Annotated in this window: 19 protein-coding genes; 12 read left to right on the top strand and 7 right to left on the bottom strand. The window is 45.2% G+C overall.

Annotated features, from left to right (window positions below):
• The first annotated feature begins 123 nt into the window (after positions 1-123).
• On the top strand, positions 124-831 hold the full coding sequence (locus QT998_RS24090; protein WP_194066755.1) for an SDR family oxidoreductase: 708 nt from the start codon (positions 124-126) through the stop codon (positions 829-831).
• Positions 832-1,237: 406 nt separating this feature from the next.
• Positions 1,238-2,299: a 4-hydroxyphenylpyruvate dioxygenase gene (hppD, locus tag QT998_RS24085; RefSeq protein ID WP_333092664.1), complete on the top strand. Its 1,062-nt coding sequence runs from the start codon at positions 1,238-1,240 to the stop codon at positions 2,297-2,299.
• Between the two features lie 20 nt (positions 2,300-2,319).
• Here the strand turns inward: hppD and QT998_RS24080 are convergent, their stop codons facing one another.
• The gene (locus tag QT998_RS24080) at positions 2,320-2,853 is read right to left on the bottom strand and encodes a GNAT family N-acetyltransferase (RefSeq protein ID WP_333092663.1); all 534 of its coding nucleotides are present in this window, start codon (positions 2,851-2,853) and stop codon (positions 2,320-2,322) included.
• Positions 2,834-4,978 (bottom strand): diguanylate cyclase, encoded by a 2,145-nt coding sequence (locus QT998_RS24075; protein WP_333092662.1) that lies wholly within the window; start codon positions 4,976-4,978, stop codon positions 2,834-2,836. Before QT998_RS24075 ends, QT998_RS24080 begins: the two co-directional genes overlap by 20 nt.
• A 1,087-nt stretch (positions 4,979-6,065) precedes the next feature.
• On the opposite strand from QT998_RS24075, the gene QT998_RS24070 reads away from it, so the two are divergent.
• Complete coding sequence (locus QT998_RS24070) at positions 6,066-6,749, top strand: HAD family hydrolase (protein ID WP_333092661.1); 684 nt, start codon at positions 6,066-6,068, stop codon at positions 6,747-6,749.
• 146 nt (positions 6,750-6,895) lie between these two features.
• Here QT998_RS24070 and QT998_RS24065 read toward each other — a convergent pair whose 3' ends face one another.
• From QT998_RS24065 to QT998_RS24055, 3 genes are all read right to left on the bottom strand, one after another.
• On the bottom strand, positions 6,896-7,507 hold the full coding sequence (locus tag QT998_RS24065; RefSeq protein WP_333092660.1) for a CPP1-like family protein: 612 nt from the start codon (positions 7,505-7,507) through the stop codon (positions 6,896-6,898).
• 608 nt (positions 7,508-8,115) lie between these two features.
• Complete coding sequence (pgeF, locus tag QT998_RS24060) at positions 8,116-8,997, bottom strand: peptidoglycan editing factor PgeF (RefSeq protein WP_333092666.1); 882 nt, start codon at positions 8,995-8,997, stop codon at positions 8,116-8,118.
• A gap of 386 nt (positions 8,998-9,383) precedes the next feature.
• Positions 9,384-9,584 carry a hypothetical protein gene (locus QT998_RS24055; RefSeq protein ID WP_333118103.1) on the bottom strand — a complete coding sequence of 67 codons (201 nt, stop codon included), beginning with the start codon at positions 9,582-9,584 and terminating at the stop codon, positions 9,384-9,386.
• A 190-nt stretch (positions 9,585-9,774) separates the two neighbouring features.
• Between QT998_RS24055 and QT998_RS24050 the strand changes: the two genes are divergently transcribed.
• The 3 genes from QT998_RS24050 (at position 9,775) to QT998_RS24040 (ending at position 14,949) form a co-directional block, all read left to right on the top strand.
• Positions 9,775-11,571 carry a M23 family metallopeptidase gene (locus QT998_RS24050; RefSeq protein ID WP_333118105.1) on the top strand — a complete coding sequence of 599 codons (1,797 nt, stop codon included), beginning with the start codon at positions 9,775-9,777 and terminating at the stop codon, positions 11,569-11,571.
• 186 nt (positions 11,572-11,757) lie between these two features.
• Positions 11,758-14,043, top strand: a complete 2,286-nt coding sequence (locus QT998_RS24045) for a hypothetical protein (protein WP_333092657.1) — start codon at positions 11,758-11,760, stop codon at positions 14,041-14,043.
• A 15-nt stretch (positions 14,044-14,058) separates the two neighbouring features.
• On the top strand, positions 14,059-14,949 hold the full coding sequence (locus tag QT998_RS24040) for a glycosyltransferase (protein WP_333092656.1): 891 nt from the start codon (positions 14,059-14,061) through the stop codon (positions 14,947-14,949).
• Positions 14,950-15,153: 204 nt separating this feature from the next.
• On the opposite strand, the gene ribE is transcribed toward QT998_RS24040, so the two are convergent.
• On the bottom strand, positions 15,154-15,867 hold the full coding sequence (gene ribE / locus QT998_RS24035) for a riboflavin synthase (protein WP_333092655.1): 714 nt from the start codon (positions 15,865-15,867) through the stop codon (positions 15,154-15,156).
• A 619-nt stretch (positions 15,868-16,486) separates the two neighbouring features.
• Here ribE and QT998_RS24030 point away from each other — a divergent pair.
• From QT998_RS24030 to QT998_RS24010, 5 genes are all read left to right on the top strand, one after another.
• Complete coding sequence (locus QT998_RS24030) at positions 16,487-16,993, top strand: bifunctional nuclease family protein (protein WP_194011411.1); 507 nt, start codon at positions 16,487-16,489, stop codon at positions 16,991-16,993.
• A 5-nt stretch (positions 16,994-16,998) separates the two neighbouring features.
• Positions 16,999-18,129: an aldo/keto reductase gene (locus QT998_RS24025; protein WP_194066746.1), complete on the top strand. Its 1,131-nt coding sequence runs from the start codon at positions 16,999-17,001 to the stop codon at positions 18,127-18,129.
• Positions 18,130-18,583: 454 nt separating this feature from the next.
• Entirely contained in the window at positions 18,584-21,838 is a 3,255-nt protein-coding gene (locus tag QT998_RS24020) for a PAS domain-containing sensor histidine kinase (RefSeq protein WP_333118107.1), read from the top strand.
• 20 nt (positions 21,839-21,858) lie between these two features.
• Positions 21,859-22,389 (top strand): hypothetical protein, encoded by a 531-nt coding sequence (locus QT998_RS24015; RefSeq protein WP_333118109.1) that lies wholly within the window; start codon positions 21,859-21,861, stop codon positions 22,387-22,389.
• Between the two features lie 705 nt (positions 22,390-23,094).
• Positions 23,095-24,036 carry a YwqG family protein gene (locus QT998_RS24010; RefSeq protein ID WP_333118111.1) on the top strand — a complete coding sequence of 314 codons (942 nt, stop codon included), beginning with the start codon at positions 23,095-23,097 and terminating at the stop codon, positions 24,034-24,036.
• A gap of 252 nt (positions 24,037-24,288) precedes the next feature.
• Here QT998_RS24010 and QT998_RS24005 read toward each other — a convergent pair whose 3' ends face one another.
• A complete protein-coding gene (locus QT998_RS24005) occupies positions 24,289-25,398 on the bottom strand; it encodes an extracellular solute-binding protein (protein WP_333118113.1) in 1,110 nt (369 codons plus the stop codon).
• A 519-nt stretch (positions 25,399-25,917) separates the two neighbouring features.
• On the opposite strand from QT998_RS24005, the gene QT998_RS24000 reads away from it, so the two are divergent.
• Positions 25,918-26,391 (top strand): hypothetical protein, encoded by a 474-nt coding sequence (locus QT998_RS24000; protein WP_333092650.1) that lies wholly within the window; start codon positions 25,918-25,920, stop codon positions 26,389-26,391.
• Positions 26,392-26,425 lie beyond the last annotated feature (34 nt).

Raw genomic sequence — 26,425 nt, 5'->3', positions numbered from 1 at the left:
TCCCAATTCCCAATTCCCAATTCCCAATTCCCAATTCCCAATTCCCAATTCCCAATTCCCAATTCCCAATTCCCAATAACTTGAGTTATCATACAATCTGGACGTAAAGAAATGTAAAGGGATATGCAGGACAAAGTTGTGGTTGTGGTGGGTGCGACTGGCGGCATCGGTTCAGCCGTCGCCCGCAAACTCGCCGATGCGGGTGCGACGCTAGTGCTCGCCGCCAGAGACAGCAGTAAATTAGACGCTTTAGCAAGCGAACTTTCAACAACAGAGGTACTGTGCGTACCTACAGACATCACCGACTTGTCGCAAGTCGAGACGCTGATGCAAAAAACTGTCGAACATTTCGGACAAATTGATGCCCTCATAAACGCCGCCGGTGCCGGAATTCTCAAGCAGTGGAACAAGTTAGAACCCGCTGATTTAGATGCGATGCTTGACTTGAACTTGAAAGGCAGTTTTTACACATCTCAAGCCGCCGCGAATGTGATGAAAGAGCGCAAATCCGGTCACATCTGCAATGTCATCGGGATTTTGGGCAAGCATTCGATGGCGATGGGAACTGCTTATTGTGCTTCAAAGTTTGGAGTAGTTGGTTTTAGCAAGTGCATGGCAGATGAGCTGCGCCGCTACGGCATTAAATTTACACTATTCTATTTTGGCGGGGTGGATTCTCCGTTTTGGGATAATGTGAGTTTGAAGGTAGACCGCTCAAAAATGCTGAGTACCGAAACCGCTGCAAATGCGATTATGTTTGCTCTTTCGTCTGACCCGCAAGCTGTGCCGCTGGAGATTAATATTCAGCCGGAAAGTCATTTATTTTTCTAGTAGTTTGTAGGGTGCGCCGAGGCGCACCGATTCAGTTTTTATAATGTTCTTATCGCACCGATTGACCCCAAAATAGGTACAAACCCAGCCTTAATTCATAGATTATCCCAACATTTTAGACAAAACTTCAATGTTCCAGATTCATCTGTGGAGTAAAGCTAAAATCTCAAATCTACTGGGCTAAGGCATCGCCACCAAACTCAAGTTCTCCCCGACACCTATTTTTTTTTAGTGCCGATGTATTTATACCTTGAGAGGGAGTTATAATATTCAACCTTGAGGTTATTATTAGTAGCGCGCACGAGAAAAACATGAAAAATATCCCTTACTCTGTCTCTATCTTGCAGTTTTCCACTGAAAATCAGCCGATTTTCCATTCCTCAGTTTCCATTTTCAATTATTGATTATGGAATTCGATCGCATTCTGTTTTACGTTGAAAATGCTAAAGTATCCCGCGACTGGTTTGTTAGCCACTTAGGCTTTAAATCAATCGCAGGTTCTTCCAACAGCCACACTAGCACTGAATCTGTCAGCAGCGGTAATGTATGTTTTGTTTTATCTTCGCCGCTGACACTCGCTAGTCCCGCCGCTAGTTGGTTGAAGTTTCATCCTCCCGGAATTGCCGATGTGGGTTTTCGGGTAAAAAATATCGAATTAGCAGTAGCTAGAGCGGCTGCTGCAGGCGCTCAAATTCTGGAACCGATTCAAAAGAACCTAACAGCAGCAGGTTGTTTTAAGCGGGCAAAAATCGCTGGTTGGGGAGATTTAAGCCACACGCTGATTGAGCAAATAGAAGAAAATTTAGCGCTACCGGCTTCTGGTAAGCTGTCGCTGTTTACCTTAATCGACCACGTAGTTTTAAATGTTGAATCGGGCGATTTGTCAAGTGCTGTTAGTTGGTATCAAAAAATATTAGGTTTTACGCCGCAGCAAAATTTTGACATTAAGACTGAAAATTCGGCCTTGCGAAGCCAAGTTATGATGCACGCTGAAGGTGGGGCGCAATTCCCGATTAACGAACCGGCATCGACTAATTCTCAAATTCAAGAGTTTTTGACTGCAAATCGGGGGTCAGGAATTCAGCACATGGCTTTACAAACTGCTGATATTGTAGGGGTTGTTACCGATTTGCGATCGCGCGGTTTGCCTTTTCTACCCGTTCCTGCAACCTATTACTCCCAATTGCAAGAGCGGCAAAACTATTTGCCCGCAGATTGGCAAGCAATTGCAGCTTCTCAAGTTTTGGCAGATTGGCAAGAAAATACTCCCGCCGCGATGCTGCTGCAGATCTTTACTCAGCCAATTTTTGCCGAACCGACTTTCTTTTTCGAGATTATTGAGCGCCGAGTTTCTTTGATTAACGGCAAAAAGGTGCAAGCTGGAGGTTTTGGGGCTGGCAATTTTCGAGCTTTATTTGAAGCAATTGAACGGGAACAAATGAAGAGGGGAAATTTAATCGATAATTGATAAAACTGCCAATTTTGGGATCAAGCAAGCCTGTCTTTCAGCAATGCGAGATCGTTCCACCCGTAGGCAGTTTCTTTGACTGCAACTCCTGCTTTATTTGTTGGGTGTTCGTCCACTTTTTCACCTCCTAAAAACTCATAAAATTTGCAGGCTGAATTGTCTCCCAGTACCCAAACCAGCATCGAATTCAAGCTTGATTCAGTCAATTTTGTGACAACTGCTCGCACGAGTTGCTGTCCGATTCCCTGACGCTGATATTCCTCCAAAATATAGATAGCAAATAATTCTCCTTGATAAGCATATTTGCCAGTACGCTCGCAACCGCCGGCAGCAAAACCCACAATTTGCTCGGAGTCATTCTCAGCAACGCAGACAAAATCCCCAGTATTTTTGACGTTTGACAGGATTTCTTGCCAGTTGTTTTCTCGTTTTTGATATGACAGTTGCGCGAGGTAATCTGCTGGTAAAAATTTTCGGTAAGCTGTCCGCCAAGTGTCTAGATTAACTCGGGCAATTGCAGGTGCGTCAGCAATTTTAGCTTCTCTCACGATCATCAGAAAATACTCCTTTCGGGCCCTGAAATTCTTGATTGTATTCTAAGCAAACTATGCGATCGCGCCCTTCTAGTTTAGCTCGATACAGCGCGCGATCGGCTTCTCCAATTAACCCCTCAATGGATAAACCGACAGCAGGCACAACATTAGTGACTCCGATACTGAGAGTCACAAACTTACTTACCTTGGAATCAGCATGAAGAATTGCCGCAGCATTCAAATCGCTGCGAATTAATTCAGCTACCCGCATAGCTCCCTTAACCTCAGTCCGCGACAAAATTACCGTAAATTCCTCGCCACCGTAACGGGCTGATAAATCGCCTCCCCGCCTAGCATTTTTCTCTAAAATTTTAGCTACTTTTTTTAAACATTCATCGCCTCCTTGATGCCCGTAGCGATCGTTGTAAAGTTTGAAAAAATCGATATCCAGCAAAATCAAAGACAGGGGCGCTTTCTCTCTAGCCATCCGCTGCCACTCCGATTTTAATGCTTTGTCAAAACTGCGACGGTTAGCAATCTGAGTCAAACCGTCGAGAGATGCGAGTTCTTGCAATGTTTGGTTAGCAGCTTCTAACTCTAATTTCGCCTGTTCTAAAGCTAAGTTTTGCTGGGCTAATTCTTCGCTTTGCCGTTTTTCTTGCTCGTACAAAAATCGAATTGAAGCTTCGGCTTCTTGCAGTTCTTTCTCTGCATATTTGCGCTTGACAAACTGCCCTAATTGAGAACCGACAGCAGCCATCATCTCAAGCAAATCTTCATCGAGAGGCTGTTTTTCCTGGCAGAAAAAAGTCATTACCCCTACCACTTGACCGCTGGCGCGAATCGGGAAACCAAAAGCCGATTGCAATCCTGCTTTGGCTGCTAAGTGCGATCGCACAAAATTGCGATCTTTGAGAATATCCGTAATCCATTGCGGAAAACCAGTGTTCCAAACTATTCCCGGTAAACCCGCACCAGGCTCTAGATTAATCTGCTGGCAATTTTCCACAAACTCCCCAACTTCAGTCCCCCTGCGCCAAACTCCCACTCGCACCAAAAAAGGAATATTTTCAATAACATTATCTGGTGCAGCCAACAAAAAAGGTATTTTGTCGCGACTATTTTCCGCATCAAATTTACTCTCTTTTTCATCCACAGGCGTCCAAAGCTCGCCAACATCCCATCCCAAACTTTCACAAATAGCTTGCAAAAATTTCGGAGTGGCGCTCTCTAAAGAACCCGATTCTGACATAATACGAGCTACTGCATACTGTGCTGCTTGACGTTTTTTGATCCGCTGTTCCTCAGTGATATCCCTACCCACACAGACAAAATCTTGTATGCTTTTGTTGTCATAGTGCTTGCTGTCTATGCTTGTATCGATAGTAGAGCAGGAAAAAGCAACTGTCAGCTTTGAACTATTTTTAGTTGTACAAGTTACTTTTATTTGATGCCAAGATTCTGTTTTCAGTTCAGGAGGTAGCTGGCTAATTTGACGCAATAATTCCCCATCAGGGGTAATCATTGAGATTTGTTTACCGATTAATTCTGATTCGGTATATCCAAATAATATTTCGGTAGCTTTATTGATTTTTTTAATTTTTCCCGCTCCCGTTGTTACCAATAAAATATCGTTAAGTGAGTTAAGAATTTTATCAATATAATCACGAGCAGTAGCCAAATAATCGACTTTAATACTGTTTTCGTTGACTGCTTGAACCATAGTTTGCTGAAGAGAGGCACTGTCTGTTACGTCTTCGCAAAAAATAATTAATCTCTCAGGTTTAAGCTGCTCCTTATGACAAAAAATATATAGATCGAGATAGAAATAAGTTCCATCTTTTAAAATTCTGGTAACTGATTTTAAATGGAAACTTGACTGTCGTTGTTCTAGAATATCGTCAAGCAGTTCTTCAATTCCGATCAGTTCGGGAAAACAGTCGCGCACATCTTTGCCTTTTTCGATTTGATTGGGAATCTCGGCAAAGTCTTGCACGTTTAAGGATGTTTCTTGAATTTTCAGTTCTCTATCGACTGCGAGGAATTCTATGCGACGCAAAGATAACAGTTTGTCTAGAAGATTGTTAATACTTTTGGGGCATATCTGTAAATTCAATGGTGGCAGGATTTCGTTATTGTCTAACATTCAGGTCAAAGGTGAGTAGGAAAAATTATTTTTACGTTTTTTTTGCTGATGGAACTGTTAGGATAGATCGAGAGATTTCTGTTCTCACAGTTTGTAAGCAAGCAGGCTCTTAGCTGATTGCACAAGGGTATCATCTCAGTTTTACAAAAAGCATTTTTTTTATTATAGTGCGAGCTGTCGCGAGTTCGCGACAGCTCGCACTATAAATGCAAAACTGAGATGCTCCCTTGTACAAGCATTATTGGAGATGTCTGAGGTTTGTGAAAGCTTTTAGTGCTGGACGTATTACAGCCAAATAAACCGGGTTTTTTAACCTTACTGGGGGCCGGAATGAAATATTTTTGTAAAAAACCCGGTTTCTCACTATCCATGCGTCCAAGATTTACTTTGCTTTTCCTCGCAACGATCGATAAATACGCGCTGGATACGTAATATTATGCGCGATCCATTACCATACCAAAAACGTTTCGTAGTGCGGATTTTAGTCCGCAGCCCAAGAGCGGACTAAAATCCGCACTACGAACCAAATCTTATTGTTGTGAATTGAACGGACAGGATCTAATATCAAATCCGGTAGCATCGGAATGATTCAGATATATATTCTCGGACTCTGTGTACTCTGTGTTCTAGCGCCGGTTAAATCATTCCGATGCTACCGGAAACGATATAACTCCAGAGCTATTTATATGCGAGTTTTAACTTTTGACAGCAGACGATTAACAGTTATTTAATTGTCATTTATAACATTTTTTTTTTGACAAAGCTAGCCGAATATGAGTTATAGCAAATGTGTTGCACAAGCATTTAAGCTCGGTCTGAATTAAGCGGTTAAGGGCTATAATGATTAATTAAACAAGCGATTTGCATTATTTATAGTGCAGTTTTCAATTGTAGACTTCCCGATATTACTAACAACTCTTAGAGTGGAGGATTGGTACAATTCAATTCAACTGTTGCCTTTAATTAGCGCCATTGTTCTACAATTTACCTCCCCTAGGTATTGGTGTCAAGTTTGGCAAATAACCTGTTACCTTGAAGTGATATAATATTGAACAATTTGTATAAAAACTGGAAAATATTCTGCTAAATGCTGAGACTTATTACTGACTTTGACGGCCCGATTATGGACGTGTCCGATCGCTATTACCGAGTTTACCAGCAGTGTCTGGCCGAGACTCAGCGTGAGGGTCAAGCAGTGCGCGAACTCACCTTAGCCGAGTTTTGGGACATGAAACGGGCGCGGGTTCCTGAAACCGAAATCGCCCTCCTCTCAGGATTAGACGCAGATCAAGCTGTCGGTTTTGCCCTGAAACGCCGTCAAACTGTCCACACTCTCCCTTTTCTGATGTACGATCGACCCGCTCGGGGTGCAGTAGAAACCTTAGAGAAGTTGCAGCGCGCTGGAGTAGACTTAACGGTGATGACCATGCGCCGCGTCAGGGAACTAGACGAAGCCTTCACCCGCTGCAATTTGGCGCAGTTTTTCCCAGAAAACCGCCGCTATTGTCTCCCCAACGATTACGTCAAAACCGGGGATGTGAAGGATAAGCCCCTGCTGATGGCTAGAGCTCTGGCCGAACTGCCACCGGCTTCTGATTTTTGGATGGTGGGGGATACCGAGGCGGATATTGTAGCAGCAAAAACGCACGGTGTCAAGGTAATTGGTGTTTTGTGCGGAATTCGCGATCGCACCCAATTAGAAATGCACCAACCGGATTTTATTGCTAATAATTTGAGCGAAGCAGTTGAGATGGTTTTAGGGAGTCATTAGTTATTGGTTATTAGTTATTGGTTATTGGTTATTGGTTACTGGCTCTTAATTGTTGTTAGTTGTTATTAAGAATCAACAAATAACACTGAAGAACTAGGAACCAACAAATCACAAATAACTAATTACAAATAACCACTAACTACTGACTATCGCAAAAAACTGCTGACGAGCCACAGAGTTAAAAACGTAAACAAAGCAATCAGTTTCTCTGTTGAGACAAATGCTGTACTGAGCAAAGGGCCGAAAACACCTCCCAGCACCAAGCCTAAAACCAAGCCCGCCACAGTCAGCAGCACGGCCCGACCAAATTTTTGTTCCTTGCGATTAAGAAAATAAAGACAAGAGCCGACTCCAAGAGCCAGAGTCAACTGTAGCAAAGAATCATTAGCCGCCGGATAAATACTCAGTCCGCCCAACGCCACATAAACCCCAGCCGGCCACAAAATGTCCGATCGACTAGGAGTATCGATTAGCCGCTGCAACCAAGCAGGACTCCCCGACGGAGTAGACGGAGTAAAGCTTGCGGGTGGGGGAGTCAGCCGATCGGGAAAGCGGATGCCTTCGGGCACTTTAATTTTACCTTCCTGTCGCTGTCGCAAGCGATCCATGAGAATCGCGTCATAAGCAGCTTCGATCGATTCCAAACGTTTCTTGTCGCCACTGTGCTGCTCGGCTTGACGGGTGCGGGCCTCTTGCACTTCATCAAAGGAAGCATCTTCATCGACTTCAAGCAGTTGATAGGGAGTTGGCTCACTCATAAAACTTGTTGGTATGCGGAAAACTCAGCGTCTTTAGACCTGAGAGGGATGCGAGCGGGCGGTGTTAACCGCCGTGGTTTGAAAGTGTAGGATGATATCCTAAACCATTGGCGTCAATTTAAGTTTAAAAACCTTTGTTTCTCTCGTTTATAGCTGAGTCTCGATCCCGTGCTAATCTCCATTAAGAATGGGAGTAGGGTTGATGCAAGAGCGCTTTTTGTCCTCCCAAATAGTCGGGCGGCCAGGGGAGGTTCTAGGTTTTAATCGTCAGATAGTATACCTGTACTGCATTTGACTTGGTTGTTGACACCAATGATGGTTAACCTTGCGGTCGCTAAGCATTTTTTATCCACCAGTGCTCGGTCATTAAATTTAATAACCCGCTGAAGGCTCTCGTTAAAAATAGTGCAATTTTAACAAGAGATGAAAGCCGCGCCGCTTTCCCCAAAGTTTTACTGGTAGTTTTTAGTGCTTTGAGACAGAAACCAGCAAACATTAGGAAGGTAGAAGGCATTGGGCAACAGGAAATAAAAAATTATGAACCTAAAGATTTTTGTTTTTACCTTAGCTTAGCCGTCTACAATAATTTTACCTGTTGCCGAAGGCTTTCAACGGGGATTTGTCCCGCAGGCGCTGACAATTCCCGACCACTGGATTTTTTTTAGTCGATCGCGGCGGTAGGAAAAAAAGCGAGCCGAGTCAGAATAGGTACAGAAAGGAGCGATCGCCACTTGAGAAAGATCGATTCCCAATTTCTGCAATTGCAGAGCATTGCAGAGGCGAACATCCAAGCGTACTTTTCCAGGTTCTGGATCTGGTAGTACAGGAGATTCGGGCATTTGGTGCAAAAACTCTAGAATGCCCTCTGCTGTGGCACTAACAGCACTCTGGGGATTAATCGCGGCTAAGAGAGACGCGGCAACTTCCACAGATACCTGGTAAACCTCTCCAGAGATCGCCGGCCCCATAGCAATCTTGAGATTTTCTAGTTGACTGCCGACGGCCACAAGTCGATCGATTGCCTCTGGTAATATCTTAGCAGCAGTGCCGCGCCAACCAGCGTGAACTGCCGCAACCAGTCCAGTGCGATCGTCAGCAATCAGCACCGGCACGCAGTCAGCCGAGCAAACCCACAGCGCCTCACCCTCTAGTTCGGCCACCAACCCATCAGCCTCAACATAGCTTTGAGCCGCGCTTTCCGAAACCGGAGGCACAACCGGGGACAACTGACCGGTTTTGAGTACCGCATTGCCGTGTACCTGCTGAAGGCGGTAAACCTTGGCTCCTGGTTCGAGAATTTCCGTCAGTTCGATCGGGCCTTGGGGCGAGAAATCGCGAGTAAAAAAGCCGTGAGACCATCGAGAGAGCAAGCTACAAGTCAGATAAGGCAAACCTTGGGAGTTTTGCCACTCCCAACCGATCGCCGAAGGGGATCCAGTTGCCGGTGAGGAGTCAGGAAAATTTGTCAAGCGATCGCCAGCTACAGTCATTAAAGCCATCCATCCCCAAACGAATCAATTTGCATTCTATTCTAAGCAATCAACAATTTTGGCGGCTGAGGTTTAAATGCGCGATCGGCTTTCATCAAAAAAATCGGGATGAAAGAAGCCGCCCAGCGGCGGTGGACGCTGGCGAAATTTGGCATAACCCGAAAAATAGAGGCAAATAATTAACACAACAGATACTTGCTTGAAGACTCCTGTCGCCAGCAGCCCAAAACTTTAAACTTTAGTTCCGGCGACTGAGATTCACTCGTCTGCAAGTAAATCTAAAATCTAAAACTTGTTCGCTCGCGAAGTCGAAGAATCTAAAATCTAAAATCGACCGAGGCGGTGGAGGCTGGCGAAATTTGGCACGACCCGAAAAATAGAGCGAACTAACTAACACAGACGAACGTCAAAGCGCTATTATCAATGTGGCCTTCACAGACTCTGCCAGCCAGTGCGATCGTCGGCAAAAAAATCAGGGCATCGATCGCGAATCGACGCCACAGCATTCGAGCTGGTTCGACACGCCCAAAAATTGCCTCAAGCCCGGTAAAATCAGTTAAGTCTGTATTAAAGATTGGGATTGCCATACAGTCAATCCAGGCCCCGCCAAAAAAAACAGATACTTGCTTGAAGACTCCTGTCGCCAGCAGCCCAAAACTTTAGACTTTAGTTCGGGCTCCTTTGATTCACAAAGTTGCAAGTAAATCTAAAATCTAAAATCTAAAATCGACTGACTTAGATATCCTTGCGTCCCCTGTTGAGTTGGGAAAAAAAATCGTGAAACCAGTTCCAGACAAGCAAATAGCAGCCCATTTGAACACCAAACATCACAAAAATAACCCGAAAGGCGCTCGGACTCGATCGCGCCTTTTGTCCGATCGCTCGCTGCTGGTAGGACTGGGCTGCATCGCCAGTCTGGGACTGCTCAGCAAAGGCCTAGTGTGGGCCCAGACCGAAACACCGCCAGCAGAACAAGCAGTCCCCGGCGCAGCAGAACTCCAGCCACTATTTGAAGCGCCTCTGGCCCCCCCGGAACCGGAAGTCAGCCAAGTAGAGCCAGAACCGTACTACCCACCGCAGGCAGAAGATCCGGCTCCCGAGCCTGTCTATGCCGAACCGCCTAGGGAGTCAGATTACGTCACCGAAGCACCTCCGGCCTATTATCTGCCGGAGCCTGCGCTGATTCCCCTGCCAGAAGCCACAGCCCAAGAGCCTCCTTTTGAAGCGCCAGTTAACCCAGTCCACGCTGAAGCAGACTATACAGACTACAACGCTGGCGCTGAGGGCGGCTACGAACCGCCGACCAGAATCGAGTTTGCAGAACGATCGAGCGGTTGCGAAGGTTCCGGTGGCGGTTCGTGCGGGCCTGCTGCTGTGGACGAGCCGGTCACTGCAGAAGCAGCCCCTCCCAGCTACAGCCCCCAAACCCCGATCGCACAAGAACCCAACGACAGCCCCCACAGCCCGATCGCCGGTAACTCGTATATTGCACCCCCGCCTCGAAATCTGCCACAAAACCTGGCGGAGAACGTTCCGAGCAATGTTCCGAGCAATGTTCGGGGAAATGCGGGCGATAACGATCGGGGTTATTCTGCCAATAAAGTCGATCGAGCCATTCAACAAGTAAGCAACAAGCTTTGGGGACAAGGAAGCAGCGGAGAATCTGCTTATGGGCCCAAGGGCTACTCGCCTAACTCTGGATATTCGGCTAACTCTGGATATTCGGCTAACTCTGGATATTCGGCTAACTCTGGATATTCGGTCAACCCTGCATCCTACGGCGGCCCTCCCGAACCCAGCATGGGACTAGGGCCGGTGCAAGTCGGTGCAGTGAGTGTCAGCAGCGGCAGCAATACAGGTTTTGCTTACTACAATCTCACGCCGCGTCCTTTAGGAATGCCCGGAAACGGCAACACCAGCCTGTTGTTTCCCCTATCTATTGCTGCCGACATTACATCGCCCTTCGGGTGGCGGACTCATCCGGTTATGGGTTACGGCAGGTTTCACACCGGAACAGACTTGGGAGCTCCGATGGGAACGCCCGTACTGGCGGCCTATGCGGGTCAAGTGGCGATCGCCGATTGGTTGGGCGGCTACGGTTTGACGGTGGTTCTCGACCACAACAAACAGTCTCAGGAAACTCTCTACGGCCACCTTTCGGAACTGTTTGTCAAACCCGGAGAGTTTGTGAAACAGGGAGAAACTATCGGCCGCGTCGGTAGTACAGGAATGTCTACAGGGCCTCACCTTCACTTCGAGATCCGGCAAATGACCGATCGGGGTTGGGTGGCGATCGATCCGGGCGCTCAGCTAGAATTCGCCGTAGCCAAAATGATGGGCAGTTTAGAAACCGCCAAAGTACCCCTAATGCCGAAAATCGTGGAAACACTAAGCGCTAGGGGACTCAAGGATTTAGAAAGCGATCTGCCCATGCTTCCACCTCTGCCGCTGGGAATGGATATCGAAGTTCACAACCTCCAGCCGCCATTCCCAGAATTGTTAAAAGCTGACACTTCAGCACCCAAAGATCAGGAAGCTCTCAAACCCAAAACTCAGAAGCAAGCAAGTAGATAGGCTTTTGATAATGACTCGCATTCCTCACTACAAACCAGACAAGTTTGTAATGAGGAATGCGAGTCCTCTACCAAGAAGGCTCTCAATCGATTACCATCACAAAAACCACGAACCTGATAGATTTCTCGTTACCATTAAGAGCCTGGTAGCTAGGAAAAACCCATAAAAATTGGTAAATAGTAGCTTATGCTAATAACGCAGCATTTGTGGGAATTAATTTTATTTCTAATAATTGTATTCGGGCCAATTCCCTTAAGCTTGTTTCTTGCTTTCGAGAATCAGAAAGCAAACAATAACTGTTCGTTTCCCCATTTTCTGCTCGTAATTCTGACGGGATGGAGCATCATACAAGTTTGTATCGGCTTGATTTTAGGAAGTGTCGATCGCCTAAATCTCGCTCAAGTAATTATAGCAGAAATTTTGATTTGCGCGATCGGCACAATCCCGATCTATACAAAAAAAAACAGAGCTTTTACCTTATCGCATTGGCAGATCCCCAAACTCAAACAACCCCTCAACAGCTCCGAAATTCTCATTATTTTGACAGTCGCTTTTGCAGGAATTGTGCTGTGTTACACCCTAGCAACCAAACCCACAACCAATTATGACTCATTGTGGTTTCACCTGCCCGCGATCGCCCGATGGTATCAAACCCATTCCTTTACACTATTAGATGCCACCGGAAACTGGATTTTTGAACAGGAGCAAGCCCGAGTATATCCCTACAACTGGCACGTTTTATCTGCCTTGTGCGTGATCCCCTTCCGATCGGACTTTCTCGCAGCTTTTCCCCTGCTAATAGCCTGGGTGCTGGAAGGAATAGCCGTCTATCTATTAAGCGTAAAATTTGGAGCAACCAGAATTCACGCTATGGCAGCATCAACATTAGTATTGACAGTACCGATGGTGCTCAACCAAATTAACACCATTCACCCAGACCTACCGCTAGCTGCCATATTTACAGTAGGTTTGTATCTAGGTTTATCCTATCATAAAAGCCGATCCGTCTGGGAACTATCCCTATTTTTTGCATCTGTAGGAATGCTAGCCGGAATAAAAATTACTGGCCTAGTTTATGCAGCCTCACTCTTAGGAGGATTAGCAATATTAGAAATTACAAGATTCGCCCTTAATCAAGATTCCACACCAGCTAATTTTAGAATTCGCCACTTTCTCAAACCAGTCTTGCTGTGCGGTGTAGCTTGTTGCTTGCTTTTAGGATGTTTTTGGTATGCGAGAAACTTGCTGCAAATCAATTACCCTGTCGGCGAAGTCGGCGATATTAAAATTCCCTTAGAGCCTGTTCGCTTACAGTCTCCCATACCTGCACCAATACCTTCGGTAAAGCAGCCGCCCGCTTCGCCACTTCTAAAGATTTGGCAAAGCACTTTAGCAGCTCAATTTAATCCCAGCAATATTTCCCACTGGCAAACTTTCGGCTTACAAATCATTATTAGATTGCAACTGCCCTTTCTGGCGATCGCACTTCAAGTCTTAGCAGCACCTCTGGCTTTGTTGCAAACTAAAACCAGAACAATCAATCAAAATAATATCATTTTAATTGTACTTCTTGCCAGCACCGGAATTCTGTATCTAATTACACCTTACACCTCCGGTAGTGCTGGAGAGTCGATCGGTCAACTCAGCCCCATACTCGGTTTCAATCTCAGATACGGATTTTCCTTCCTAAGCTTGCTAGCTATAGCAGCAGCAGCTACAGCTAGCAAATTAAAAACTCCGAATCAACTTGTCGTAGCAGTTGTTTTAATTGGCAGTATTTCCGGCATTATTAGCAACATAATTTTTGACTTAATTAAAAATGCTTCTTTTACCGACAACAGTCTTGTTTGGGGAAGCGGGTTGATTGATCGGTTTAAATCCGAGCCTGTGGAAGCCCTCAATGTGGTGATGAAAATATTAGCTCCCTACGTGCTAGATTTAGCAATATACCTGTTAGCTTATATTGGCTTCATGCTGTTAGGTTGGATTTTGTTTGAGCAAAGTTCAAGTTTAACCGAGTTAAAAAATAAATTGGTAAACTTAAAAAAATCGATTTATATCATGATAATTTTTCTGTGTATAGCATTGATGGTAAGTGTTAGTTGGGTGGCGAGGGAAAAGCGAGATATTGCTAGAACCCAACTGTATCGAGGCATTTACGAGTATATCGATCAAAATACAGTACCGGATGAAAGAATCGGCTTCTTTCTGAGTTCCCGCAGCTACCTGTTTTACGGGAGAAATTTAGACAGAAAAGTTTTATACATACCCTTTAGAGCCGATAGACTTCCGGCATGGATTGACAACCTCCGAAAAAATAAAATTAGCATTGTAGGATTCGGGCCCATGACTGAGACAGACGAATACATCAAACAAGGTTTATCTTGGCTGACAAGTCCCGATGGCCCGCTACAACCAGTTTTCGGCAAAGATTTTAATACTGAGTCGGTGTTATATCGCTTGAAGAATTAAAAGTTATTAGTTATCATGAACCAAGCTAAAACTCTATTTTCAATTATTGTTCCAACGTACAATCGACCTGAGAAATTAGCGCAGTGTCTTCAGTCTTTTGTTGAACTAGAATATCCGCGCGATGGGTTTCAAGTCATTGTCGTTAACGACAGCACGGAAATATCTGTAGAAAGTACAATTTCTCCTTTTCAAAATCAGCTAAATCTCAGACTTTTGACACAACCAAATTCTGGCCCGGCTACGGCGCGAAATACTGGGGCTTTTGCAGCCGAGGGCAAATTTTTAGTGTTTACTGACGATGACTGTACTGTGGCGGTAGATTGGCTGCGAAATTTGGAACGGCGATTTATGGAAACACCAGATTGTTTGATTGGAGGTCGGACTGTCAACGCGCTGCAGGATAACATCTATTCTACGGCCAGCCAGCAATTGATCGACTATCTTTACAGTTATTACAATGCTATTGGCGATCGCGCGCAATTTTTCACTTCTAACAATTTTGCCCTTCCCGCTGAGGCTTTCCAAAAAATCGGCGGGTTTGACACGACTTTTTCGCTAGCGGCGGGAGAAGACCGGGAATTTTGCTTTCGCTGGCTCAATGCCGGAGGCTGCGCGGTCTACCGTCCTGAAGTTACAGTTTATCACTTTCACGCCTTAACTCTGGGCAAATTTTGGCGGCAGCAGTTCAATTACGGTAGAGGTGCTTTTTTGTTTGGGAAAATTATCTCGAACAGCGGGGCTAAGGGGAAATTGCAACATCCGTCGTTTTATTTGAATTTGCTAACTTATCCGTTTGGCCGCGCTGCGGGGTTTCAGAAACTATTAATTGCAGGTTTGTTTTTAGTTTCTCAGGTGGGAATTGCGGCGGGTTTGTTTTGGGAGAAAAACAATGTTGTTGAGGAATAGATTTGGATTTTTGAACCGCAGAGAGCGCAGAGAGCGCAGAGAGAGAGAGGTTAGTTTTAGTAAATGCGTCAGCTTTGAGTGGTCGATTATTGATGGAATAGTTCGCTGTCGAACCCTACAAGTTTATTCTTTAGTCCGCGGAGGCGGACTTCGTTTCTGTAGTAGCGGTTTTAACCGCCGAGTTCTGTCTGCCGAGTTATGCGATTACATGAATCCGTGTTCGGCTAAGAATTCTGGTGTAATTGTTCCTAAACTGTTAATGGCGGGGATTTCTTCCCAGGATTCGGGATGTATTTGCCGGCCGCTGCGGAGAAATTTTGCTACGTATTTGCCGAGTATATCTGCTTCTAAATTAACTAAACTTCCTGGTTGCAAATAACTGAGGTTTGTCTCACCAAAACTGTGGGGAATGACAGCAACTTCAAACCAATTGCCGTCAGCATCGCAATCTGCCACGGTTAAGCTGATGCCGTTGATGGCGATGCTGCCTTTGGAAACGATGTAGGGTGCGATTTGACGCTGCCATGCCGAATTGGCTGCTGGTGGGGCAGTAAAGCGCATCTCCCAAGCGTTGGCGGTTTGGGTTGATGTGGCTAAACTGCCGATCGCATCTACGTGCCCCGTCACAAAATGTCCGCCTAATTTGCTACCGGCGCGCAGGGAGGTTTCTAAGTTGACTAAAGCATCGGGGAACGATCCCAGAGTTGTGCGGCGCAGGGTTTCTGGCGAAGCGACGGCGACAAAACCTTGCGGCAGAACTTCTACTACTGTCAAGCAAACTCCATCCACGGCTACGCTGTCCCCAATGGCTAAATCTTGTAAAATCTGGTAGGAGTTGCTTGAGGTGCAGGAAATTTGGAAGTAGTCATTACCTAGCGACTTCAGTTTTCCGAGAGATTGAATTAGTCCTGTAAACATAAGTATTTTTCCTTAGTCGATCGCTTATTTCAGTCAAACCACAAACCAGACGCAGGAGCTTTTGCCGCCCCCTCTCCCCCCAAGTCAATCTAAAATCTAAAATCGACTCATGCCGATCCGTTGCAGATTCAGGCGAAGATCGAGTCATACTGGATTTAGCAGGTCATTTTTGTGTCCGAGTTCTTTACCGCCTTGCAGTGTCTTAATTCTGTCAGTAACCCAGCCCTAAAACCAGGGACTGAGCTTGTAAGAGCAATCGAAGCAAGCTGTGCTGACCAGCCTCAGCCTTAACTGGCTACGTTATTTGAGTCACGACACCGGAGAATGCGACGCTAGTTTTCCGCTCTGTCATTTGCAATTAAACAGTCTTAAGGTCACTGAGACAGTGTTGCAAGTCTAACAAGCTCTAATAACATTGACCGACAAGCGAACATTACCCCGAAAGGGAGCCGGAGACAACCATATCTCCAAAGAGGGGCAACCATACCCCTCTACCCCCGAAAGGGGAAAGGGGATTCAAGGTGGTGCTCACTGAGCGTAGTCGAATGTGTTGAAACCGCCCATGTTGTTTCCCTCTCAGGACTAAAGTCTCTGAGTTTCCCACTTACCGAGCATTTTTATGATTGAAATGAAAGTCGCTGGAATTGCCTTAGATGCAGCCACGCGCAGCCCTATTGTCCTATTGAGAGACGCTACTGAGCGACGCGCTTTGCCTATTTATATCGGTCAGGAGCAGGCTAAGGCTATTATTAGCGCTCTCGAAGGCAACAAGCCTCCTCGACCCTTAACTCACGATCTGATGGTCACTTTTTTAGAGGCCTGGAGTGTTACTTTGGAGCGGATAGTGATTCACTCGCTGCAAGATAACACGTTCTATGCCGTGCTGATTGTCCGTCAGGGAGAAGTTAAAAAAGAGATCGATGCCCGACCCAGTGACGCGATCGCCCTCGCCCTGCGAACGAATAGCCCCATCTGGGTGATGGAAGAAGTTGTCGCCGATGCTTCGATACCGGTCGATCGAGATGCTGATGAGGCCGAACGCCGCGCCTTCCGGGAATTTATCTCAAACCTCCGCCCAGAGGATTTGATCAAGAGAAGCGGCTTTAGCTCCGGCGAAACTTCCTAAAATTTATGCGCTATCGACGGTTTGGCAAAACGCAGTTGCACCTGTCTGTATTTTCCTTGGGAACCATGCGCTATTTGGCTTCTGAGGAAATTGCCCGTCAGACTGTACAACAGGCGGTGTCTATGGGAATCAATCACCTGGAAACGGCGGCGGGTTACGGTTGCAGCGAGGAATATCTCGGTGTGGCCATCTCGGCTGGTTTGTCGATCGATCGATCGCGCTTCCACATCACTACAAAAATCCCCCCAACGGACGATGCTGCTGCAATGGAACGCTGCATCGATTCGTCTCTCAAACGCTTGAATCTAGACTATATCGACTGTCTGGCAATTCACGGTTTGAATGTTTGGGAACATTTGGCGATCGTGCGATCGCCCACAGGCTGCATGAGCGCCGTACAAAAAGCCCTCGCTGATGGCAGAATTCGGCACGTCGGTTTTTCGACTCACGGGCCTCTGGAGCTGATTTTGGCGGCAATTAATACAGATTTGTTTGAATTTGTCAATCTGCATTATTACTATTTTTTTCAGCGCCACGCCCCCGCAATTCAACTCGCCAAAGACAAAGATATGGGCGTTTTCATCATTTCCCCGGCAGACAAAGGAGGGCAACTCTACACGCCCCCGGAAACTCTCACAAAATTGTGTTCGCCTTTCTCGCCTTTAGAGTTGAACTATCGGTTTTTGCTGAGCGATACTAGGATTGGGACTGTGAGCGTGGGGGCTGCAAATCCGAGAGAATTGGAACAACCTCTGAAATATTGCGATCGCGACTTTCCCCTCACCGACAGCGAAATCGCTGCATTTGCGAAGTTAGAATCAGCTATGGTCGATCGTTTGGCAACCGACAAATGCAGCCAGTGCTATGCCTGTTTGCCTTGCCCGGAAAACATCAACATTCCCGAAGTGTTGCGCCTTCGCAATCTCGCCGTTGGCTGCGACATGACGGACTTCGGTAAATACCGCTACGCGATGTTTGAAAATGCCGGCCACTGGTTTCCCGGCAACAAAGGCAACCGCTGCACCGATTGCGGCGAATGTTTGCCCAGATGTCCCGAAGAGTTGGACATCCCAACTCTGCTAAAAGATACTCATCAACGACTAGGCGGTAAAGCAGGGAGGCGGTTGTGGGATTGAGGCGAAGCAGCCAAAACAGGGAAAAGCTCGATCGAGCCGATGTCGAGTGATGCCAGAATTAAGTTAGACTTTTTTTAAGTAAATTTACAATACAGTCGATCGCAAAAGTACCTAGTTTGGGGACTGCCTTCGCTAGTATCCCAATTTTGCAAAAAGCATTTTTGTTTGAGTGCGAGCATCCTACACAGCCCAGCCTACATCTAAGCGCAAACACTTTTGTGAAAGCGCCTGTTTGGATGCTTCCAACACACTTTAAATAAGAGCCAAAATAATATGTAAAAACAACTAAATAACACAATCAGATCGAACGAAAAAAACAACCATTTTCTGAAATACCGATTATTTTATTACTGGGTTAGGCAGGGCAAAACCGAAGAATTTTATGATGATTGATTAACCGAATTGGACTTCAAATCTCACGTCTCAAATTGATAATTCCAGATTAATGTATCGCGTGTCATCTAGAACCGATTCAGCATCTACTACTATGAATCAAACTCAGTTAAATGACAGTCAGCTAAATTGTCCGCAGCTAACTCAAGTTGCGACTTCTGACAGATTTCAAGCAGGGTTTAAACCGTACACCTACAACTTATCTTTTACGAGAAAACAGCTAATCGGACTGCTGGCTTTACAAATAATCTTGCCAGTCGGATTAACGGGAGCAGCTTTTTTGCTAACATCAGCACTTAGCAGCAATCAACTGCAAAATCAAGCTAAATCAGAATTGAGCCTTAGTGAAATTAACGACAATCTCAAACTCGATCGCGCCGTCCACCATTTGCAAAACTCCTCTGACAGCAAAATTATCGCCCAAACAGCCTTAATTTATAACAGCGATAAAAACATTTCCAATTTACAAGAATCTGTTAAGAAGATTCTGGAAAATCAATTTAAAATAGGGGGGATAGACGGCGCGGTTTTAGTTGAAAAAAATCGGCAAATTGTGGTTAGTGTCAACTCCAACCTGAAGCTAGCAAGTTTTAACCTAGAAAAAATAGTCGATCAAGTATTTGCTGCAAAACAGCCAATTACCGCCACCGAAATTATTGCTCGATCGGAAATTCAGAAACAATTGGGATATTTGCCACCAGCGGGCGATCGCCCTGCGGTAGTCCGCTACACAGCAATTCCCGTAAAAGATCCCAAAAATCAGACAGTGATTGCTGCCTTAGTGTTGGGAAAAATTCAGAATCAAATGCCGGCAGTTGCTATCGGCGAAACAGTCAATTTACGCAGTGGCGGATATCGCGCTATCTACACAGCGCTGGCTGACGGTAAATTTGTTTTGGCAAGCGCGCAAACACTTACAAAAAATCAAGAGTTGCCAGATTTGCTGGCAGACAAATCTGTGCTAATATCTGCACTCGCCGCCGAGGGCAAACCAGTCGCCGCCCAGCTAAAAACAGGCAGTCAAACTTATACAGTAGCAGCCCGATCCCTGGACAATTTAGCCGGAAAACCGACAGCAATTTTAGTGCGGGGCATTCCCAAAACTTCTGAAATTTGGTGGGAGAACAATTGGCTGCTGCTGGCTTTGTCTGCGACAGTCGCCCCCGTAGTTTTGGCAGTTGCAGTCGCCCGCCGGATTGCCAAACCAGCTAACTCTGTTTTACTAACAACCGATGGGAATTGGGCATCTAATTCTAGGGCACAACCGCTGCTGCAATCGGGGAAGTTCGATCGCACTTCTGATAATTTATCCGATCGTATAAATTTGGCTGAATTTGGTTTATTTTCCAAAAAACCGAGTTTAGACGGTCAATTAGCGGTTGATTTTCAAGATAATTTTTTTTCGGGCGATGGAGGACAAATCGCCAATCCCGAAAGTCCGCTAACTTTCCCACCCGGAGAATTGCATGAAAACTGGATTTCTCAGCAGCCGTTGCTGGTAAGTACAGAACTAGAAAAAAGCGCGATCGCCTTAAATCAAGTCCAAGAAGCTTGGCAAGATTTAAATCGCCTCAACTGGGAATTGCAGCAAGAAATAGTCGAACGCCAAAACACTAAAAAAGCCCTGCGAAAGAGCGAAGCACTGCTGCAAGCGATTTTAGACAACTCAACAGCAATGATTTACATCAAAGATGTTGACGGAAAATACCTGCTCACAAACAGCCATTTTGACAGTTTGTTCCACAGGACAAAAGAACAAATAACAGGCAAAACTGACAGAGATATTTTTCCCGAAGACTCTTGGGCAGCCTTGCGAGAAAATGACCTAAAAGTTATCGAGACCTGTACGCCTTTGAGCATTGAAGAAGTCATCCCTCAAGACGACGGGCCGCACACTTATATTTCTCTCAAATTTCCCCTCTGCAACTCCAAAGGCAAAGTTTATGCAGTCGGTACAATTTCTACAGATGTCAGCGATCGCAAAACAGCCGAACTCACCCTAGAAAAAGCTAAAGCAGAACTAGAAATAGAAGTCGAACAGCGCACGCTATTCCTCAAACAAGCCAACCAACTATTGGAGTTTGAACTGGCGGCTAAAGTTCGCGGGGCGATCGCCGTCAGACAAATGACCGCCCAGGTAGCCCGACACGCCAGAACAGTTGACGGCATTCTCCGCGCTTCCCTCGATTTAATTTTTTTGGTCGATCGATCGGGAAAATACACCTATGTCAGTCGCATGGCCGCTAAAGCTGCCGGCATGAACGCCAGAGAAATGATTGGCAAAACCTGGCAGGAATTAGGCTGGTCGCCAAAAATTATGCAGCGAGTTCACCAAGAATGCGACACCGTATTTGCCACAGCCGAGTCGGTCAAAGGCGAAGTAATAGTCCCCACCGCCACCTGGGGAACCCGCGACTACGAATACATTCTCAGCCCGGTTGGGGGGACAGACGGCAGTGTGGAATCGGTGGTGGCGACGTTGCGGGATATCACGGATCGCAAAAATGCCGAGGAAGCGTGGCAGTTGGCCAAAGAAGCTGCAGAAGTCGCCAACCGCGCCAAGAGTGCTTTTCTGGCAAACATGAGCCACGAGTTGCGGACTCCCCTCAACGCGATTATTGGTTATAGCGATATGTTGGTGGAAGATGCCGAAGAGTTGGGCAATTTAGAAGTTGTCTCCGATTTAGACAAAATTCGCACTGCTGGCAAACATTTGCTGCGGCTGATTGACGACATTCTCGACATTTCCAAAATTGAAGCTGACAAGATGGATATTTACCTCGAAAGCTTTGATGTTGGCGGGTTAATTGAGGAGGTGGCGATAACTATCAAACCGCTAATGGATAAAAACGGCAATACTTTGCAAGTGTTGATTGCTGAGAATGTTGGCGCTATGCACGGCGATTTGATGAAAGTGCGGCAGGTAATGCTGAATTTGTTGAGCAACGCGGCTAAATTTTCGACGAATGGGACGATCGTGCTTAATGTCGAAAGAATTACCAGCGCAGAATTAAAAAATAAATATCAACCGAGGGTTGCTCAAATGTTAATTTTGGATTCAGACTTTTTAGTTTTCCGAGTGACGGATACGGGCATCGGCATGACAAAACAGCAGCAAGATCGACTATTCCAACCTTTCACCCAAGCGGACAATTCGACTACTCGCAAGTACGGCGGTACTGGTTTGGGACTGACTATCAGCCAGCGTTTTTGTCAGATGATGGGCGGCGATATTGAAGTTAGCAGCGAGTTAGATTGCGGTTCTACTTTTACTGCTTGCCTGCCTGCTTCGCTGTTTAGGCGATCGGAATTTTAACTTTTTTGTCGCAATAAAATATGATGAATTACCACAAATTGCCCCACATAAATCAAGATTTCCCCCGCAGACCTCGCATTTTGACAAAAAGTTTATTTTTGTTCTCAATTGCCAGTTCTACCTGCATCACGGCCTTGCTGTGGGGACAATCTGCGGCGTATTCCCAGCAGCGGTTTTGCCCGACTGGTGACATTGCGAATTTCCCGTCGCCGCCGCTTTCGCAAGCCGAACCAAGCGTGCCGAGTCTGTGGTTAGCTGAAAAACTGTTTGGTGGCAAATTGCTCGATCGCTGGTTTGTCGATCGCGATAACGCTTTGGTAATCATCATCGTCAACCGCCAACTGTGGAGTTTGCTAGACTATATCGAACGCTATCAGTTTGTCAACCGCTTCGGCACGGTTTCGAGCGAATACGGTTACAATCTGCGAGTTTGCAACCGTCAAGGGAAGGCTTTGGCGGTTTATTCGTGCAAGGGCGATCGGCTTAACTGTAAAATTGATTTAGATTCTCTCTCAAATCCAGGACTTAGAGGCAAAAAGAAAGGCTTTTAGTAGGGTGCGTCAGCTAGAGAGATTTTTGGGATAATCGATAAATCAAAAGCTGACGCACTCTACATTTTAGCTAACAAAATAACAGACAAAAAATGGCATTTCCTAAAAAAGCTTCACGTAGTATCACCATAAACGGGGAAAAATATCGTTGGCTTATTTCACGCGACGATTACGGCATTGGTTTGTACGTAGAGTTATATGATAATCCTGCTTAGAAATTGACGACAGGTTTTTCTGATGATTATCAAGCTATTACGCCTGTGCTGGTACGTGAGGTAATTCTCCATGCCTTAGCACAAGGATACACGCCTCACAAAAAAGGTCAGGATTTTTGTTTACCTGAAAATTCACCCTTAGTAGTAGTAGAGAATCTAAGAGCTGACGCACCATACAGGTACAACTGGTGACTGACGAACCCTACGGTTAAAGGTGTGTCAGTTTTGATGATTTTCTCGGCGCTTTTGGGCTGGCGACTGACGCACCCTACATTTTAACTTTTCACTACTTGCCGAATTTCTTGCCAGAGCGATCGGCTTAACTGTCGCATTGATTTAGAATCTCTGTCAAATCCAGGTCTCCGAGGCAAACTCAAAGGCTTTTAGTAGGGTGCGTCAGCTAGAGAGTTTTTTGGGATAATCGATAAATCAAGAGCTGACGCACTCTACATTTTAGCTGATAAATGCGGTTTATAATTCCTATAAAAAAATGAAAACAACCCTTGAGCTTCCTGCTGAATTAGAACCTTTCCGTCAAGAAATTGAAAGTTCAGAAAAGCCTGTTATCAAAATCACTTACGAACGAAAGGCTACAGATTTGTGGTCAAGCAAATTTGGCGGAGTGCCTTACTTGCCGAAAGGTTACGATTTTCCCAAAGATAGTGATGGAAAATATATGCACCTTTTGGCACAACTCAATTTTGAGGAAATTTTTGCCCAAGTGCCGTATTTAGCCCCTTTTCCCAAACAAGGAATTTTGCAATTTTATATTAGTAACAATCTAGGTTGTTATGGAATGGATACAGAGAACTTGGACAATCAAAAAGATTTCAAAGTATTGTACTTTTTAGAAGTTGACAGAAATAATTGTCAAACAGATTTTGCTTTTTTGTTGGATATAAATGAGATCTATTCAACTTTAAACAATCAAAAATTTAGTGCTTTGCAATTTTTTGACGAAAATAATTGTCCGATCGATAATCCTTTTAGTGAGCATATTTGTGAACATGATTATTTTTTACCTTTAAAGCACAAATATGTGAATAATTCTCAAGAATGTTTGGATTTACAGTTTAGTCCTGACAATGAGTGGGTTTGCCCAGAAGACTATCAAATTAATAACATTTTTGAAAAACAAAAACTTGAACACTTCTTTGAGGTAATCAGTACAGATAATTACAAAATATTTGATTGGTATTATGCTAATTTATACGAAATTCACCATAAAATAGGGGGATACGGCTACTTTACGCAAACTGACCCTCGTGAGGATAGTCCGCAATACAAAGACCATAAAGTTGTACTCTTACACATGATTAGTGATGATGAGATTTGTTGGGGTGATTGTGGAGTAGGTAACTTTTTGATTCGTGCTGAAGACTTAGAAAATTTAGATTTTTCTCAGGTGATTTATAATTACGATTGTTCTTAAAATTAAAATACCAACACTTCAACCCGTGCTATTTTTTTATTTTTCTAAGGTACGTTGTTGCGCTTCAGCGCTCTTTGGAAGCATCTCATTTTTGTAAAAAGCATTTTTTCTTTGAATAATTTCCCGCTCGCCTATTGTACAATACGGGAGCGGGGACAGCACTATAAATGCAAAACTGCTCCTTGCTCCTTGCTCTTTCATAGATAAAAGAGCGCTGAAGCGCAACTACGTACCTCAAAACGTAGTGAAATTTTAGCCTTTCACTACTTGGCGAATTTCTTGCCAGAGCGATCGATATTGCTGAATCCCCGCCTCCCCCAAAGGCAGCATAAAGTCGCTAGCAGCAAGAATTTTAGCAGGCGGCAACAGCACGGGATTAGCGCGAATATCCGCAGGCAAATCCTCGGGTTTCATGCCGGTAATTATCGGCGAACTAGCCTTAGCCAGCAAAGATAACTGAGGCGCAATTTGAGGCTGCAAGCAAAAATCAATCCATTTTGATGCTAACGAAACTGCTTTTTTCGATGCGGGTTCTACCCACAAATCCGTCCAAAGTGCAGTTCCCGAAACCGGAATTACTAAAGCAAGATCCTTTTGAGTTTGTAGCAGTGGCAGCAAGTCTCCAGATGAACCGACAGCTAACCAAGTATCGCCTAAAACTAGCGGCTGCAGGTAAGCGTCGGAACTGTAAAATTTAACTTGTGCGTTCAGATTTGTGAGTTCTTTTTTGAGGTTTGGAACTCGATCTAATTGCTGCGTATTGTAAGATTTTCCCAGTTTTTTTAAGGTTAAACCGATAACTTCTCTGGCGCTGTCGGGTAGAGAAATTCGATCGCGCAATTCGGGCTTCCACAAGTCACTCCAATCTGTCGGAGTCCACCCCAAAGCCTTAAATTTGTCGGTTCGATAGGCAATTACCGTACTTCCCCAGCGGTAAGGTGCCGCCCAAATTTGACCTTTAGCGTCCAATTGTCCGTCATCGTTGCGCCGGACGAGTTTTTGCCATCTTTCGGGCAATTTTGACCAATTATCAAATTTAGCAGGATCGATCGGCTGAATCAATTTTTGCCGAATTGCCAAAGTCAGCCAATAATCTCCCAACATCACCAAGTCAGCTTGATTTTTGGCTTTCGGAATTCGTTTCCACTGCTGCAACAGCGCGAATAATTCTTTTAATTGTGCTTCCTGCGTTACCTGCAAAACCGGAGACGGTTGTAAGTCGCGGCTAAATTTGCTTGCGAGTTGGGCCGGAATACCGTTTTTGAGCGATCGAATTTTGAGAATGGGCTTCGAGTCGCATCCTGCCGCCAATTGACTTAAAGTTAGGGTGGCTGCACCCAATAGCAAAGACCTTCGTTTCACCTGTGAACCCGTTTTATCTAAATATTAAGCGATCGCGTTGTATTCAGCCACCAGAAAAATAATAGTTTATTGAGTCCGGTATTTGGCGCTGAGTTATTTTAGTCCAAGAGGCGCGGGCGTCCGTCACCTTTGTTTTTAGAGAAAATTATTCTCGCGCTACCCGCAGTCTGGGTAAAAAAACTCAGGTTTGAAGGTCTTCATGCGTCCGGGAGCGTGTTTTATTTCTTTCTGAAACACAGAGCCATTGTACTAGGTTTTGCTGCGATTGGAGTTTGTTTTACCGAAAGCGCTGGTGGCGCACAATTAATTTAACGGAAGACTCCGCCATCCAACTCGCAGAAACCTGATTGTATAATTCTCATTAAAGGTTAGAACGAAGTGTCGGGGTTAACAAACCTCGTTTCAGCCTCCAAGACAAGCTAAAATCTAAAATTTAAAATCTAAAATCCTGAAACTGAGTCCCTAAATCTACCGTCAGGATTTGAAACACAACAATTACCTCAAAAATTAAATAATTTAGTGATAAATGCCAGTTATGTAAAGATTTCCCTAGAATGTAAAGATATAAGTCACGAGCCAAAGGATGATGGTATGGAAGCGCTACGCCAGCAAGTTACAGTATTGAGTCAACAAGTCGAGGCCCTGTATAAACTCATAGAAAATCTCAATGAAAAGTTATTAGAGTCGGTCAAGGAGACGAAGTTGGCCCCGCAGCCGATCGACGATCGCCCCAGAACCGCAGCAAATGACCAAACCTCGTCAGATCAAACTTACAGCCGTCTCGACTTGTTCCTCGAACACAAGGACGTACTGTTAGATGACAGCTACTTCGACAAGAATTCTCAAAGCCTGGAAAAAGAACACAGCACAGAAATTCAAATCCAGCGCCTCACTGCTCAGCTAACAGCAGCATACAATCGAATTGCAGCCTTAGAAGAACAGTTGCTCTCCAAAAGAATATACTCGCACCACGTAGGCGGCGGGTCTAATTAGATATTGCTGCTGGCGATCGGGCATTAATTGCAGA

Origin of the sequence: Microcoleus sp. S1D4 (assembly GCF_036700765.1) — a bacterium.
Lineage (GTDB): Bacteria > Cyanobacteriota > Cyanobacteriia > Cyanobacteriales > Microcoleaceae > Microcoleus.
This window is presented reverse-complemented; position numbering and strand designations above follow the sequence as displayed.